The sequence below is a fragment of the Bacillus sp. LJBS06 genome, from assembly GCF_016924995.1.
GTDB classification, from domain to species: Bacteria; Bacillota; Bacilli; order Bacillales; family Bacillaceae; genus Bacillus; species Bacillus stercoris.
The window spans coordinates 1,861,454-1,879,880 of record NZ_CP070483.1 but is presented as its reverse complement, the minus strand read 5'-3'; the positions used below and the strand labels follow the sequence as shown (position 1 = coordinate 1,879,880).

The 18,427-nt window shown below is 46.7% G+C and carries 2 protein-coding genes (1 of these 2 only partly in view); both read right to left on the bottom strand.

The features are described from left to right. Positions 1 to 3,307, bottom strand: the beginning of a protein-coding gene (locus tag JQX68_RS09590) for a type I polyketide synthase (RefSeq protein WP_205440634.1). It extends 10,319 nt beyond the left edge of the window; 3,307 of the gene's 13,626 nt are visible here — the first part of the coding sequence; its start codon is at positions 3,305 to 3,307; the stop codon falls past the left edge of the window. Further along, positions 3,291 to 18,410 carry a non-ribosomal peptide synthetase gene (locus tag JQX68_RS09585; protein ID WP_205440633.1) on the bottom strand — a complete coding sequence of 5,040 codons (15,120 nt, stop codon included), beginning with the start codon at positions 18,408 to 18,410 and terminating at the stop codon, positions 3,291 to 3,293. The genes JQX68_RS09590 and JQX68_RS09585 overlap by 17 nt, the downstream gene beginning before the upstream one ends. Positions 18,411 to 18,427 lie beyond the last annotated feature (17 nt).

Here is an 18,427-nt window from a genome sequence, read left to right as displayed (position 1 = left end):
TTTCCACAGCTGCCCGAACCATCTCCAATAATGCCGCGCCAGGTAAAACGCGTTCGCCCTTTATGACATGATCCTTCAAGAAAAATTCACGTCCTGTAAACGTTGAACGAAAGCGGACACCCGATATGTCGGACACATTTTGATGCAGGAGAGGATGCAGGATGTGTCGTTTCTCCTTTAAACGATCAGTCTTTTTCTCCGCTTTCGGCACCCAATAACTCACCCTCTCAAATGGGTAAGTCGGCAGGCTGATCCGCTTTGGTTTGTTTCCGTCGTAAAGCAGCTTCCAGTCAACACCGGACCCTTTCGCCCACTGCTCCGCAATCTGATCGAACTTTCTTTGCTCCAGCAATTTATGTACCGATTCGGCAGAAAGCGATGATTCGCTTCCTCGTGACACGCGGCCCTTCCAGGAATGCTGAATGGTTTCTCGTCCTTCTATAAAAGCCTTCAATTGGTCGCTCAATTCTTGAATTCCGGATGCTAAGAAAGAAACTCGTTCTTCCATCGGTTCACGGCCTACCTGCAATGTATACGCCAAATCTCTAATCAGAATCCCATCATGAAGAAAATCCAAGAGACGTTTTGCATATACACGAAGACGTTCTTGATTACGCGCAGAAAGCGGAATTACTGCGGACATGTCAGAATCTGAGGACAATGAAACGTCCTGCTCCGCTGTTTGAGGAATATATTCCTCAAGAATAATATGTGCGTTTGAACCTGTTGCGCCAAAAGAACTGATCCCCGCCCGCCGCGGATAAGGGACGTCTTCCCCATTCTCCTTGATAACAGGCTGCTTCCACGTTTCTGTTTCATGCTGTACATAAAATGGAGACTTTTCAAAATCAACGTACGGATTCAGTTCTTCGGAATGCAAAGAAGGCACAAGTTTTTGATGATGAAGCTGAAGGGCAACCTTGCTTAAACCGCTGATCCCCGCGGCGGATTCGGCGTGCCCGATGTTTGACTTTACAGAACCGATTGAACAAAACTGCCGATCCTGCGTATATTGGCGGAACGCCTTCACTAACCCCTGTATTTCGATTGGATCTCCTAAGGACGTACCCGTTCCATGAGCTTCCACATAACTGATCGTCCGCGGGTCAATTCCCGTTTTCTCCAAGCATGTCTCAATCAGATCAGCTTGAGAAACAGGGCTCGGCACTGAAATGCCGCTGACAGTGCCCACATGATTCACAGCACTTCCTTTAATAACTGCATAAATGCGATCTCCGTCTTCCTCCGCTTGTTGCAAAGGCTTCAATAAAACCGCGCCTATACCTTCGGCCGGCACATAACCGTCCCCACCCTTTCCAAACGTACGGCAGTGTCCGTCAGTGGAAAACATATCCCAGACCCCGTATGTCATATATTTATTCGGGTGCAAAGACAGGTTAACTCCGCCTGCTAACGCGACATCGCACTCACCGTGGCGTATGCTTTCCAACGCCAAGTGCACTGCGGTCAGAGAGGATGAACATACCGTATCGACCGCCATACTCGGACCGTGAAAATTGCAAAAGTAAGAAACACGGTTGGCGATTTGAGCATAGTTGAGCGAGAGAGGAAACACATTTTCTGCTGATGCTTCTTCAGCTCCTACTAATGTATAATCCTTGTGCATGACGCCAGCAAAAACGCCTACATGCTGCCTTTTGTTTCGTCCTTTAGGCTTGGCTAACGTCTTTGGCGTATAGCCCGCATCCTCAATCGTTTCCCAGCATGTCTCTAAAAACAGCCGCTCCTGAGGGTCCATTGTCTCTGCTTCTCTCGGCGTGATTCTGAAAAATTGGGGATCGAAGCATTCGGGATCATCAATAAATCCGCCCCATTTGGAAATGTCCTTACCCGAAGGAGATGTGATTCCTTCAAAGCTCCGCCAATCCCAGCGCGATTCAGGGATCTCACTAATGCAGTCCTTCCCCTCTTTCAGATTGTTCCAAAATTCATGAATATTGGCTGCCTTCGGATACCTGCCCGCCAAGCCGATAATCGCAATGTCGCCTGCTGCCTCGATAGGTACAGCACGAGATTCTTCAACAGTCTTACGATCGTTTATTGTGTCGGAAACGCGTGCTCTTTCATTCTGGCCAAGGGAACCAGCGGCACTAAAATGCTCAGCATATTCCTCGGCAAGAAACGCTGACAGCTCAGCTATGGTGGTATGCTCAAACAGAAGAGTCGGCAAAAGGCTTTCACCGATCTTATCACTGATCGTTTCTACCACCTCAAGCAAGCCCGATGAATTCAGTCCCATTTGGTAATAACCGACCTGTTTTTCAACTTGTTCTATCGGCTTATTGATTTTCTCTGCGATTAATTGACTTACGAACTGTTCAGCCCCGCTATAGGAATCTATGGGAGAAGATACCGCGTCAGCAGGTTTATCACGCTCAGCAGTGTCCGCTCTTGTCATCTGGGTCTCCTGTGCATCTTGATGTTTTCCGCTAATCAGCTCCGCTTCTCGCACCAATTTGCTTGTAAAGTTTTTCAACTCAGCCACTTTTTCTCCCGATGCATTAAAAAATTCAAGTGTTACATAAATCAGCTCTTTTTCCCGCCGGACGGAGGAGCGCTTAATTCTCGTCATGCAATCCGACTGCAAAAGTGCAGAAGCGGAAAAGGATTCATAGAACAGAGGCAAATACAACCTCTGTTCTCCTTTAAGCAAAGATGTGAGCAAATGATTGGCACCCACCCCGCTCCCGTCTATGAGAGTCGGGTGAAACATAAAGCCTTCTGCGTGAAGCATGGCTTCCGAACCGAGAGAAAGCTCAAGAAGGACGCCGTCTTCCTCTTCATAGATGCAGCCACTTGCTTTCATATATTCGCTGTGCACCAATTCCTGACGTCTGCATTGTTCATATACATCATCAAGCTGAACAACGTTCTGTGCAGATGCTTTGATTTGACTGAGATCCAGTGTTTCTTCAAATATGGCTGGGGAGTCTGCGTACATGTCAGCCTTCATATAGAGCTTTTCTTCTGAAGCTTCTTTCCCATCACGTTTTTCAATTCCCTTGGCTGTGATTTGCCACTGTCCTTCTTTTTTCTCCGCGCATTGGATAGTAAGAACAATTACTGCATCCTGTTCAGCCGTCAATGGCTGATAGATGGATAAATTGCGCAGCTGAAGCTCTGAGCAGGAGAAGCCGTATTCTCTGAATATCTGGTAGATTATATCGATATAAGCCAATCCCGGCAGGACATTTTGTCCGTAAACCACATGGTGATAAATAAACGGATTTTTTAACGATAATGTGAGTTGTTTCGTTATCTTTTTCACGTTAGACCTCCACCTCATAAGTATCCCATATGTTTGCCGCAGTCATTTTCGAAGTCTCCGCCTCCAGCTTTGGCTCGCCTGGCGAAAGCATTCGTTTCTTTAATTGAGGAGGCGATATTGGACTCCGCTTGATGGCGTGTTTTTCATCTTTTTCCCACGCCTCTACGATGACATGGGCATTCGTCCCCCCATCGGCAAAGCAGTTAATGGCCGCCGCAGGCCGTGAATCTGTCCATTTTTCCTGGGCTCGGCTGAACGTGATGTTCGCTTTCTGTTGATCGAAATGCGCCATCTCTTTTTCACCTGATAAAAATGGGACAAGGCGGCGCTCTTTCAGCATCAGCACAACCTTAATAAAGCTGGCAATCCCTTCAGCACATAGCGGATGCCCGATGTTCGGCTTGATTGAACCGAGAGAAAGAGGCGATGAATGACTGGAACGGTACACGGATTGGATCGCTTTTAGCTCAAGGAGATCGGTTACGATTGAACCCGACCCGTTTGCCTCGAGATAGCTGATGTCCTCTGGTTTTTTTCCGCTTTTGGAAAGCGCATCTTTCATGACTTCCTTTTGCGCCTCCAGATTAGGTGTTGCAGGCCCCGCCGTTCTTCCGTCATTATTGACCGAGGCCGCTTTCACAACAGCATATATGGTATCTCCGTCTTCCAGCGCCTGTTTTACGGTTTTTAGCATGACCATTCCGACGCCTTCACCTAACACAACTCCATCAGCACGCTCATCAAACACATGGAAGGATGAATGCTTGCTTAAAATGCCGCGCCGATCAAACAGACTGTGAGAGGCATCAGAGCTCAGCAAGCTGACACCGCCTACTATGGCGGATTGAATTTCTCCGCCACGCAGCGCCTGAATGGCCATATTCATGCCGACCAAAGCTGATGAGCATGCAGTATCAACTACAACACTCGGGCCGCGGACATCAAAAAATTGTGAAATATTTGCCGCTAAATAATTTTGGCCGACTGTCACGATCGGATTCTTAGCATGATCAAGGCTCTCTTCATCAGGTTTGTGCTGGCTTCTGCCTCCAATATAAACGCCTACAGGCTTGCCCTTTATTTCCTCAGGTGTATAACCGGCGTGATACAAGAGTTTCAGACATTCTTCCAATACAAGCAGTGCTTGCGGGTCCATCGCCCTTACGTCTTCTTCATGAAGCAAAAAGAAATCCGGATCAAAATACCTGACGTCATCAATCATGCCGGCATAATATGGCGTCTTGCGGCCCCAGCGCTCTTCCGGAACCGGGCCGATTGACGAACGCCCCTCAGATAGTAACGACCAATAGGTTTCCAGTGTATCTGCTCCAGGGAAACGGCAGGAGAGTCCGACAACAGCAATATCTTCTGCATGAGAGCCCGGTGACAAAATCGCTGGCGCCTGAATCTGAGTGGCAGGAGCTCGATCCTCCACAGGAACAGGTACCTCCGCCTCTATTTTGTTATCCAAAGGGGCTGATGCATCCGATACCCTGCCTCCAAATAGAGCGGACAGCATTTCGGAATAAGAACCAATCAGCCAATCTGCGAACCTTTGAACTGTCGGGTATTCATATAGAATTGACGGATCGAGCGCTGCTTCTAATGTGCGGTTTATACGCTGGAGCACCTGCGCCAAAATGATTGAATCCACGCCATAATCCTGAAATAACCCGTCAACCTCGAAGTCTTCACGATCTATTCTCAGCTCTTCGGCAAATAAGTCAACAAGCCAGGACTGTGTTTCAGATAATAATCCATCATTTTCGGAAACTGCATCGACATCTTCAATGTCTCTTGCTGACGTGCTCTGTAAAGCAGCTTCCTGCAAACCGCCCTCATGCCGTTTTCTCCTCATCATCAGCAGTTCCGGCTCCCAGTTTGTTTGATTCGCCATCGCAGGGAGAACAACCGGCCCGTACATTCTCGCTAAGATTTGATCGAGAAAACGTAATCCTTCTGAATTCGTAATGCTCAATAAGCCGCTTGCCCGATACGCTTGATTTGTCACTTCACCCATACCGGTTTCTTTCCAGTTCGGCCATTGAACACTGATGATCGGCACATGTGTCTGATGTGCTTCTGCAAAATAATCCATATAGCTATTGGCCATCGCATAGTCAGCCTGCCCCGCCGAAAGCTCCGGAATAATGGCTGAAACAGAAGAAAATACGACAAAAAACTGTAATGGCTCGTCACACACATGGCGATATAACGTTGTAAGACCTGACACTTTAGGTTCTAGCACACGCTGAATATCATCGGCAGTTTTTCTGATAAACGCCAGCGTATCCATATCCGTCAGGCCTGCACAATGAATGACACCGCCGATCGGCCCTAAGGTTTGCCTGATATGTTGCAGCGTTTGCCCGACCTGAGCATCATCAGATAAAGCAAGGGACAGCATTTGCACCTGCACACCTTGTGCTTCCAGTTCCCTCACTGCCTGGATTTTCTGGGCCACTGATGTGTTCGAGGTGTCAAAACGAGCCCATTCCTCTCGCGGAGGAAGCTCCTCTCGTCCGGTCAGCACCAGCTTTTTCGCTCCATAGTGCTCCGCAAAATGTCGGGCGCATAATAGCCCAATGCCTCGTGTGCCACCTGTAATGAGAAGCACATGATCTTTCGGGAAGGCCGCGTTCTGTTCCGCTTCCTTACCTGTTTCTGGATGAGCTTTTAGAAAAGCTTGATACCGTAAACCATCCCTGTAGCAAACCTCCGTATCATGAGAATCTGAATAAAACTCATCAGCGATCTGCTTCGCGAGACGGTGATGATCAATAATTCCCTCTGCATCCATATGCCTTGAAGTAAGGTGGCTGTATTCGCTTTGAAGCATCCGATATAACCCAGCTCGTGAGGCGCCAGCCATCCGGACGGATGCATTTTGAAACGATTCGAGCCCCTTCGTCACACAAAGCAGCCTGAGTCCTTCTTTATGCCCAAATTCAACCATTTTTTGCACCAATTCAATCCAATCTAGCCGGTCTTCATCATGCTCGCCGCAGCCGATGACATCCACTATGCCGTCAAACTCTTTCCAATCGATGTCTGACTGATTATTGTCTATCCGGCTCACATCTAATAAGAGATGATTTGGAAAATACGAAGACACTTCTGCTGCTAAACCTGCTGTCTCTTGGTTGCTCAGGATAGCAACCGTTCTTGTTCCCGGCACTGTTGAGCCAATTGGACTCAATCTCCATTGTTTTGTCAAAAAGCATGGGACGCGGTCTTCAATTGCATTCACCAGTTCTTTCTTGTCCCTTTGTGAATGTTCCTTTGCCGGCACCCAATAGTAATCCTTCGCAAACGGATATGAAGGGAGGCTGATCAGGCGCGGTTTGGTCTCTCCGTATAATGTGTTCCACTCAATGGTGACGCCTTTGACCCATAAATCAGCAAGTTTGGCGTATTTTCTTTTTCTGATCCAAGCTTCAATTGCCAACGCCATATCCTCATCCGCTGTAAAAATAGCCTGGGTCTCTTTATTTCGATGAGACTGTCCCTTGAAGAACCCTTCTGTTTCTTCCTTACCGTCAACAAACGCCTGCAGTTTCTCTTCAAGTTCCTGCATCGTCCCCGCAACACACGCAAGACGCTCATCCATTTCTTCGCGTCCAACTTGCAGGGTGTAAGCGATGCGGTGTAAATCCTGCTCTGTATATTTTTTATCGCGGATCGCTTCAAGCAATTGCGAAGCACGATCTATCAGCCTGTTTTTATTTTTAGCCGATAGCACAATCACGTTTGGCTGTTCTGTAGCCGTGTGTTCTGAATTGGCTTTTGGCATATATTCTTCAATCACAATATGAGCGTTTACTCCGCCAATCCCAAATGAACTGATTCCCGCACGGCGCGGAAGCTCGTTTCCGTCACGATCTGTGACAGCCTTCCATTCCTGTTTTTCCTGAACGATGTAAAACGGGCTGTCAGTCAGCTGAAGATAAGGATTAAGCGTCTCACAATGCAGGCTTTTCACTAACGTTTTATGCTTCATTTGAAGAAGCACTTTGATCAAACCGGAAATGCCTGCTGCTAGCTCTAAATGACCGATATTGCTTTTAACTGAGCCAATGCCGCAACGGTGATCAATAACATCCAGCTGTCTCTCGTTGGTTAGTTCCTTAAACGCGGCTTTCAGCCCGTTTATTTCAATCGGATCGCCCAATTCAGTCCCTGTTCCATGTGCTTCGATATATGTGACAGTGTTTGGGTCTATGCCTGCTTGTCGATATGCACGCACCAACAGATCAGCTTGTGCTTTCGGATTAGGCGATGTCAGGGTATTGGCTCTTCCGCCGTGATTTTCCGCCGTCCCCCGTATAACACCGTAAATGTGATTTCCGTCGCGCTCGGCATCTGCCAGCTTTTTCAGCATGACCATTCCGACCCCTTCGCCTCTGACATAACCATTCGCATCCGCGGAAAAGGTTTTACACCTGCCGTCTTTGCTAAGCATGCCAGCTTTGCTGTAGCTGATGTGCGCCTCTTCTGTTAAGATCGTATTCACGCCTCCAGCGATCGCCATCTCACAATCACCGTTTTGCATCGCAGTCACAGCACGGTGAATGGCTACAAGAGAGCTGGAACAAGCCGTCTCGACTGGTTCGCTCGGACCGTGGATATTCAAAAAATAACTCATTCTATTCGGGCCAACCGAAGGAATCATATGACCTGTAGCAGCATGGCCTTCAATTGGAAGATTCGCTCTATGAAATAGATCTTTATAACCGGTGTTTCCCGTACCGATAAAGATACCGGTCCCTGTACCCGAAAGGTTTTGCGGCGAGCACCCCGCATCTTCCAGTGCCTTCCATACGTATGTCATTAACAAGCGCTGCTGAGGGTCTACATAATCAGCTTCTCGCGGCGAAATACCAAAAAACAATGGATCAAACTCTGCGATACCGTCAATAAATCCGCCCCATTTGATGTCGGTTTTATTGACATCAGTGTCTGGGTTTCCATAATGCTCCCGCCAATCCCAGCGTTCTTTCGGGACTTCTGTAATGCTGTCTTTGCCTTCCTCAAGATTTCTCCAAAATTCATCTATATCTATAGCGCCAGGGAATCGGCCGCTGATGCCGACAATTGCAACCGGCTCAAAATCGGCAGCCTGCTTTTTGTTTCTTTCTGCTTTTGCAATATCTGGCTGTGTAAAGCGGCGCTTTCTACGCGATTTGATTTTCGGCGCTTCAGAGGATATTGTTTTTCTCTCTTCCTGCCCCTTTGGTTTTTCTCGCTCCTGAACTAGGGTGTCCCCATATTCAGCAGTCAAATACTCAGCTAGGCTTTGGATGCTTCCATATTCAAAGAAAATGGTCGGCGTTAGCTCCAACTCAAATTCTTCGTTGATCTTGTTTGTAAAGACAGTGAATGTAACCGAATCAAATCCGTATTCACTTAGCTCTGTATTGACATCAATATCTTCGCTATTTACTTTTAAAATCGCACTGACCATGCTGCTTAATGATGCCTCCAGGCTGTTTAAACTGTGCAATGAATTTGTTCTTTCATCTATGCCTTTAGCAGTAGCATCTTGATTCCATTCGCCCTGATACGCAGCAACTACATATTCAGCCAGGCTTTGGACACTGCCATATTCAAAGAAAATGGTCGGCGTTAGCTCCAACTCAAATTCTTCGTTGATCTTGTTTGTAAAGACAGTGAATGTAACCGAATCAAATCCGTACTCACTTAGCTCTGTGTGGACATCGATATCGTCAGTGTTCACTTTCAAAATCGCGCCAACCATTTGGATTAAGGCTGCTTCCAATTGTCGAGCTTGTCCGTGATCCTGATCCGCCTTTTTCTGATCGTTCCGCTTGGCTTTCGTTCCTGCAGAAAGCAGTTTTTGTTTCATTTTTTGAAGCTGTCCTTCCATCACAAAAACTTGCGGCTTATCAGATGTCATCCCTTGATAAAATGCTTTCAAGCCACTATCTGTCGGCATCGGGACCATTCCCGTCGTTTTCAGCATTCTCTTTTCATCCTCAGCGCCGACATGCATACCGCCTTCTTCCCACAACGGCCAGTTGAAGGAAATGGTGGAGCCGGATCGCTTTTTAGATGCCGCAAGAGAACGGCGGTACGCGGCAAAGGCATCCATAAACGTATTGGCTGCTGCATAATCGGCTTGTCCAGCGTTCCCTAAACATCCGGAAACGGATGAGAATAAAACGAAAAAATCCAATGGGAAATCCTTGCTGCATTCGTCTACATGTAACAACCCGTTTATTTTCGGCTGCAGCACTTCTTGAAGCTCTTCATTCGTTTTATGAATGATGAACTGATCTTTAATGCTGCCTGCACCGTGAATGATTCCATTGAGAGTGCCATACCTTTCTTTGATTTCCTCAAAAAGATGATGAACAGCCTGCCGATCACTTACATCAGCCTCTCGATAGACAACCTCCGCTCCGATGCTTCGAAGAGCCTCCAGCTCGTTTTCCTTATCTTCACTTAAAACAGACCGTCCCGTCAGCACAATCGTCGATCGGCCAGTTCGATTGGCAATTTCCTTTGCAAACAGAAGGCCTAAGCTGCCTGCTCCGCCTGTGATAAGATAAACGCCTTCGTCTCTCCATGGCATATGGGGCGTATCAGCTGAAGGAATCGCCATTTCCCGCCAGCCTTTCACAAAACGGTTTCCAGCTTCATATCGAATCTGTTTGTCAAATGGCCTCCGGCTATCGTCTTTCAGCATGAGATGAAGGTCTTTTATTTCTTCAGGTTTCTCAATTTCGATAACCTGAGCAGTCAGTTTGCTGAACTCTATTTCTGCTGTTTTAAGCAGACCGGAAACGCCGGCAAACAATTGCTTCTCTTTTTCTAACGGAACGATCGCTTGAATGATGATGCGGCCTGCAGAAAGCTCACGGAACTTGCTTCGCAGGAGTTCAAATAGATTCTGCATGTAACATTGATAACGTTCAGCAATATGTCCTTCAGCTTCGTTCAGAGTAATCACAGGGGCATCTTTCATGTGGGAGGCAATGCTGTCTGTGACACTTCGTTTAGTTTCGAAGAGAACAATGATATGCTCCGTGTACGAAGGATTTTCGTCCTCTCGTTCTCCATTCTGTTTTTCCCACACCGGCTCTAGCATTAAGCGTTCGTGGCGTGTTGAAGGCTTTGAAGTATGAACCTCTCCTTCTAATACTCTTGTTGAGAATCCTTTGATCCTGACACATACGTTTTCACTCTCGTCAATGACATCGATATCCGCTTTCTGGACACCCCCCGCGGAGTGGTCGCTGTCACTTAATCGAGCATAAGCCCACATAGAAGATGAACAGCCTTTGATCACCTCAAGCTCTTCAAGCGCAAATGGCAAAATCAGCTTTTGATCCGCTAATTCCTGCATGATGCATATCGTTGCCGTCTGCAAGGCGGAGTCCATGATACTTGGGTGCAGCGCAAACTGTTCATTCGTTCCAGAAACGGTTTCCGGAAGCTCCAGCTGCGCCAAAACCTCTCTGTTTCCTATATTCACATACTTAATTCCTTGGAAGGCCGGACCATGGAACATCCCTCTGCTCCTGCCTTCCTCGTAAAATTGATCGGGTGACATCTCTGCTTCGCCGCAGCGACGTGATATGTCAGCGAGGTCAGCGATCGGCGTTTCGGCTCCAGATACCAGCTCCGCGCTGCCTTGACTATGAATAACAGGGTCGTCCCCGTCTTCCTGTGTACTGTAAATATCAAAAGTGATTTTTCCATCTTCTTCAGGAAAGAGACTGATATCGACTTGAGCTGAATGTTTATCAACCACAACAGGCTGAACCCAGACTGTATGATTCAATCTGATTCTGACATCTTGGGCAATTTCACTTCCTGCCGCCTGGTTTATAGCCGCGTACGCCATTTCAAGGTACGCAACACCAGGAAGCACTGGCTTTCCTCTTACCACATGGTCTCTCAGGAAGAATTCGTCACCAGTGAAAACCGAACTGAATTTCTGTTCAGAAAAATCAGATGTATTCTGATGAAGCAACGGATGAATAGAGCCGATCCCTGTCTCATTTCCGGATATCTGCGCCACCGGTTTGCGGTCATCCTGCGACGGCCAGTATCGTTCCTTTGCAAATGGATAAGTCGGCAGGCTCATTCTGTATGGGCGCTCTCCCTTGTAAAGCTGCATCCAATCCATATGCGCTCCCTTGCTCCACATGTCCGCAAGCTTGTTTACTTTTCCTTTGGCCATCCACTTGCGGATAAGTTCAGCACTGTCCTCATCCTCCGTCAGCCATGAAACCTCTCTTGCATTGTGCTTACTTCCGTGAAAACAGCCTTCAATCGCTGTTTTTCCATTAATAAAATCTGCGAGCTTCTGTTTTAACCCATTTACATGCTCAGCTATAAAGGCAACGCGATGCTCCATCGCTTCCCGCCCCACCTGAAGGGTATACGCCAAATCAGGCAGCTGGCTGTTCTCAAGCCCTCTTTTTTCCAAATAGGCCAGAATATCTTCTGCATACTCTTGCAGCCTCTCTTTATTTTTCGCCGAGATCGGGATAATGCAGGCCTTGTCTATCTTTCTCTGATTTGAATCCCTTTTGAATTGTTCAAAAATGGCATGGGTATTTGTCCCGCCAAGCCCGAACGAGCTAAGTGCAGCCCTGTGCGTTTTGATCTCACGGCTTAACGTTTTCTTTTGATCGACGACGTAGAAAGGAGAGCTGGCTAAGTCTGTATTTGGATTCGGTTCCTTATAATTGATACTCGGTGCAAGCTCTTGATGATAGAGACTCATCACGACCTTAATGCAGCCCGCGAGACCGGCGGCTGTATCTAAGTGTCCGATATTGGTTTTCACTGATCCAATGCCGCAAAATTGCGTTTTATCTGTATATTGCCTGTAAACGTTCATTAAAGCCGCCAGCTCGATTGGGTCGCCCAGCTTTGTTCCGGTCCCGTGTGCTTCCACATAACAGATTGATTCAGGCTGTATCTTCGTTTGATTCATGACCTTTTGCACGACGTCAGCCTGCCCTTTGACACTTGGAGCATAAAAACCGACTTTGTCAGCGCCGTCGTTATTTACACCTATGCCTCTCAGCAAGGCATAGATATGATCCCCGTCTTTCACAGCTGCAGCAGCTTTTTTCAGCAATACAACAGCAACGCCCTCACCGCCTATCATTCCATCAGCTGAAGCGTCAAAAGCTTTAATATGTCCGTCACTTGAAAAGTTCAGCCCAGGCTGATGCACATATCCGATATTTGACTCGGTATGCAGCGTTGCACCGCCAACTAAAGCATAATCAGATTCACCCGACAGCAGGCTTTTATAGGCAGAATGCAAGCCAATCAGAGATGATGAGCAGTTGGCATGGACGAAAAAGCTTGGCCCTCTCAGTCCGAGCTTATGAGAAATCATTGTCGGAATCGTCCCGCTCTGTGCAAGCACCCACGAAACATAGCCGTCCGGCGTCTCCAGGCTCTCTGTTGTATCTGACGGCAGCAGCGCGCGATAAGAATTATTGCTTGCCGACATAAAAACACTGGTTTGCGGAATCTGTCTCGCAACATAACCGGCATCTTCTATTGCTTTCCATGAATGAGTCAGCAGCATTCGAAGCTGAGGGTCCATAAATTCAGCATCTTTAGGGGAGATTTGAAAGAAGCTTGGATCAAATCTGTCTTTCCCCTCAATAAAAGATTTAGCCGGGACATAGTCGGCATTCTCCGCTATTTCCTTTGAAATGCCAGAGCGCTGGAGCTCTTCTTTACTGAAAAACGTAATGCTTTCCTTGCCGTCTCTGAGGTTCTCCCAAAATTCATCATGATTTTTTGCCCCTGGAAATTCACACGATATGCCAATAATCGCCACACTATTCTCATAATAGTCCGGGAGATCGCTCATCTCGGTAGAATGGGCAATATGAGCTGCTGGCTCTGTCGGCACATGATCGCTTGCATCGTTCATGCGCTGTTCAGCGATGTACTGGCTGATATTTTTGATCGATGAAAACTCAAACAGGTCTGTGACAGAAAACTCACAGGATAGTTCATGTTTGATGCGGTCAGCCACAGTGACCGCGAGAAGCGAATCCCCGCCCACATCGAAAAATCCGTCTTCCCATTCAATCTCACTCGTTTTCAGCACTTCCTGCCAAATGGCCAAAACAGTATCCTGAATGTTCTTACGTGAGGGCTGCTTTTCCATTAGCGGTTCCCCTGTTACATCGATAGTCTTAAGGCTGTTTCTATCTATCTTTCCGTTCGGAGTTAACGGCATATGATCAAGCTGAATAAAATAAGAAGGCACCATATAGGCAGGCAAAGCTTTTTTCACAAAATGACGCAGCTCTCTTGCTGTGAGTGAAGCATTTTCATGTTTAGCTGTATAATAGGCAGCTAGATTATCCATATCTGCGACCACAACGCATTCCAGAATGCCGGGATGCTCACTAAGCCTGCTTTCAATATCACCAAGTTCAATACGGAATCCGCGGATTTTCACCTGATTATCGATGCGGCCTATATATTCAATTCGTCCTCCCGGAAGCCAGCGGGCCATGTCTCCCGTTCTATAAAGCTTAGACCCCGGCTCAAAAGGATTGTCAATGAATCTCAAATCCGTTAATTCTTCCTTTTTGTAGTAGCCCTTCGCCACACCGTCTCCTGCAATGCACAGCTCACCCGGGACACCAACCGGAACTGGCGCGAGCTGAGAATCCGTAATATAAATTTGTGTATTGGCGATCGGCCTTCCTATCGTGGCATGAGAGCATTCATCGTGAATGCGCTGAACCGCCGACCAGATTGTTGTTTCGGTTGGCCCGAACATATTCCAGGCTTCGCTGCCCGTATGCAAGAAATATCGTTTTAATGTCTCAGGCAATGCTTCGCCTCCGCATAAAATTTTCACGCTCTCTTCATTTTCCCAGCCTGAATAAAAGAGCATCTTCCACGTAGCGGGGGTTGCCTGCATCACTGTTGGTTTGATCATTCGGATGTCCCGTTTCAGTTTTTCAACGTCTTTTGTATGCTCGGTTTGACAAATATAGCAGTGTGCGCCTTTTATTAAAGGCAAAAATAATTCCAGAGCGGCGATATCAAAACAGTAGGTTGTGACAGCAAGCATTTTATCCTCTGGCGTAAGACCTGGTGTTTCCCCCATCGAAACGAGAAAGTTTGTTAAAGCTTTATGCGGTATCATGACACCTTTTGGCTTTCCTGTACTGCCAGACGTATAAATGACATATGCCAAGTTTTCCGGTGTGACAGTTCGTGTAAGCACTTTTCGATCTGAGGCTGTTTGAGCAATCTCACCCCAATCTTGATCTAAAAGAACAGTTTCGATACCGTTCCAACTCAAAGTATTTACTAATTCTGCTGTCGTCAGTGTAATGAAAACTTCACTGTCCTTTAGCATGTATTCCAATCGTTCAGCCGGATAGGATGGGTCTAGCGGCACATATGCTCCCCCGGACTTAAGAATCGCTAATAATCCCACTAGCATCTCTAGCGATCGATCCACATAGATTCCCGCCAGACGGTCCGGACCCACTCCATGCGCCTGCAAATAAATGGCGAGCTGTGTGCTTCTTTCATCAAGCTCCCGATACGTCAATGTTCGGCCTTCATAGCTGACAGCTGCTCTATCAGGCGTCTTTTTCGCCTGCTGCTCAAACAACTCATGAAAACATGTATATGGATACGTTTTGTCAGTGGCGTTCCATGTTTTAAGAATCATCTGCTTCTCTGCCACAGACAATAAAGCGTACTCTTTTAAAGGCTGTGAAGGATTCAACATCGCCTGTTCTGTTACATAAACAAACTGGTCGAACATGGCCGATATCGAAGCCGCATCAAACAGAGCTGTGTTGTACTTGATGTTCAGCTCCATTTTTTCTTCTGTTTCCCACAGCTCAAAAACTAGTTCGTATTCGCCCTCTTGATGAATACAATCAACGAAATCGACAGAAAAGAAGTCAGCATAGCGGCTCAACAAGCTTTGATAGCTTCCGGATTGAAGAAAATTCTGATAGAAAAAAGCAGTTTGAAATACCGGTGAACCTGCTTGACTCCGAGGAATATGCAGATCCCTCACCATTTTTGGAAAAGGATAAGCTGCATGATCAAGCCCATCCAATATCGTTAATTGCAATTTTGAAATAAAGCCAGAAAAAGTGTCTGCCGGGTTCAGCTCACTCCGAATCGGGAGCATATTGAGAAAATGTCCAATGGCATCATCAAATCTTTCCTCCGGCCTCACCATGGCCGGCATGCCGACGATCTGTTCCTTTTGCCCGGTGTAACGGCCAAGCAGCATCATATAGCAGCTTAAGAATACCGTCGTAACATTTACAGAATGCTCTTTCGCAAACGTCCTGACCTGATTCATGAAGCCACTGGACAGCTGCCGGGTGTATGTATCCTCTCCAAACTCAGAATCGCCTGAACTTGCGCTGACCTTAGGCAGTTGAAGATTCGGCAACGTTCCCGATAGCTGTTTTTGCCAATACGTACGATGCTTCACACCGTCTTTGTCGGCAAGCATGTTTTTTTCCCATGCCGCAAAATCATGATAAATGGCAGGAGAAACAGCTGTATCCGGCTGCTGTCCTTGTAAAAGAAGCTGATAGGTATCAAACAGACTGCGCATCAATGTGACAGACGAAACTCCGTCAAAAATCAAATGGTGAATGACAACTAATAGAAAATGCTCTTGTTCAGATCTGGAAAAGCTCATGACACGCACTAACGGGCTGTTTTCCTTTACATACGGTTCCTTTACTTTCTTTCTAAGAAAAGCAGGAATATCAGACTCTTTCATACTTGAGATGTTTTCTGTCTTGATTTCAATTGAAAGCGCTGGCTCATTTTTCAGAAATGGCACTCCGTCTTTCTCTTGGATGACGTGCTTTAAGATTGGATGCTGATTCAATACAGAGTCGAAAGCCTGCTGTAATGTTTTAAGGTGAAGCCCTGATGAAAATCGAAAACAGAGCGGTACGTGATATGCACTTTTTTCGGGTGACATTTTTTGCAATGTCCATAATCCTTTTTGAACCTCAGAGAGGGGCTGAAAAATTGCCTGACTCCTTTCCGGTTCCGTTTTATATGTGTCAGTGCCCTTTTTGTCAGCAGACAAACTGCTGATGCCTTCATGTTCAGATAGATAGCTGGCTAAGCGTTCAATTGTAGGATATTGATGTATCTCTCTGGCTGTAAGTTTGATTTGATAATGTTTCTCGATCGATCGAATGAGCTTCATCATCTTGATAGAATTCACACCAAGACTTTGGATATTTGCATTTGGCTCCGCCCAATCGCGGGAAATTTGCAGTTCCTCAGTCAAACAGGTGAGCAGATGCTCCTGTATTTCTTCCCTTACTCTTTTCACATGGTCTGCTTGCTGTATCTCCTCATCCTGGACCGCATTTTTCATCTGGTTGGGTTTATGAAGCAAGTGGTCGAATTCTCCATTTTCAAATGAAGTTTTCAGCTGGGTGCGCTGGATTTTTCCGATAGCCGTTTTTGGTATCTCTTCTTTTTGTACAGGCAGCAAATATTCTGGAGTGACTCCGATCACTTGCGAGACATGGGATTGTATGTTTCTAAGAAGCTGAGACATCTGCTCATCATTTAATTTTGCGGAAGTAACAAAGAAGATAGCCAGCTGATCTGTTGAATTCTGGCCCAAACGGACAGCGCAGGCAGCAGTATAAGAAGTTTCAATTTCAGGTAACTCTTCAACTGCAGACTCAATCGCATGACTGTAATAATTAATGCCGTTAATGATAATTGCATCTTTCGTACGGCCTGTTATCGTTAAGCGCCCGTTTCGCAAAAAACCAAGATCTCCAGTTTCAAACCAGCCGTCTTCTGTAAACACACTCTCATTCAAATCAGGCCGCTTGTAATAACCGCTAGTAACAGAAAGACCCGAAACTTGAAAACGGCCGATCTCGCCCTCTTCAACCAATTCATTATGGTCATTCACAATTCTCATAGAGAAGCCGGGGATTGGAGAGCCTATTTCAACAAAATGATCATCATCACTTGTTCCAGCCCGGGTAAACTCATGAGAAAAAATAACGCCCGATGAAGTTTCGGACATTCCCCATGCAGGTCGGATGGCATCTGCAGGCAGTCCATGAGGTTCTAAAAGCTCAAGTATTCTGCGCCCTACCTTGGCTACCATTGCTTCACCGCCATTTAGCATGTACCGCATTGAAGATAGATCCCATTTCCTATTTTTTATTTCTTCTGCAAAATCAGTGACAAGACCAAACGCAAAATTCGGCGCCCACGTAACAGAAGCTCGGTAATGATCAATCCAATCCAGCCATTTCAACGGCTCCATTAAGATCGTTTCGCTTGAGACGTTAATTTCCTGACAGCCAAGATAAACATCTCGCAAATGCAGCATTCCGATGCCTCCGACATGGTCAAACGGCATCCAGTTAAACGTAATATCCTCTCTGGTGAAGCCTTGCATTTGAATAATCCCTTTCACCATGCTCATAATGTTACGATGATTAAGCATCACTGCTTTAGGTGTTCCCGTACTGCCTGAAGTCAGCAATAAAAGCGCTAAGTCTTCGGGACTGGCTTGATGCCAATCTGTGTCCGCTTCAGCGCTGAGCAGATCCTCCACAGCAATCGCCCTGAACCCTTCAAGCCCTTGTTCTTTTGCCCAATCGAGCATTTCCTGGTACATCCCCCGGTCTGTAATGACCGCCGGCTTGTTGAGAAGCGTCCATGCGTCTTTCAGCTTTTGAGTGCCGCTGCTCGATTCAGCATACGTTGGCGGAACGGCTAACGGAGCCGGAACAATCCCTGTTAACACACACCCCCAGAACGCAGGGAGAAGCTGTGAATTGTCACCAAGCTGCAAAATCACGTTTTGTTTTGCTTTCAAACCTGATTGGCGAAGTCCCTTCACAATGCGCAATCCATCATCCCATAATCGTCTATAGGATTGGTAAACTTCAGTTCCATCCGGCTGCAAATAAATGATTCCCTTTGTATCTCCAAGCTCCGCAGCCGTTCTGTATAAAACTTCAGGTATTGTTGACGGCTGCTCTTCAGATATATGTAAAGGCTCACCATGACTGACAGAAGGATTAGCTAATAGGCGGATATTATCATTATTTCTCATCGCGCTGCCTCCATTTC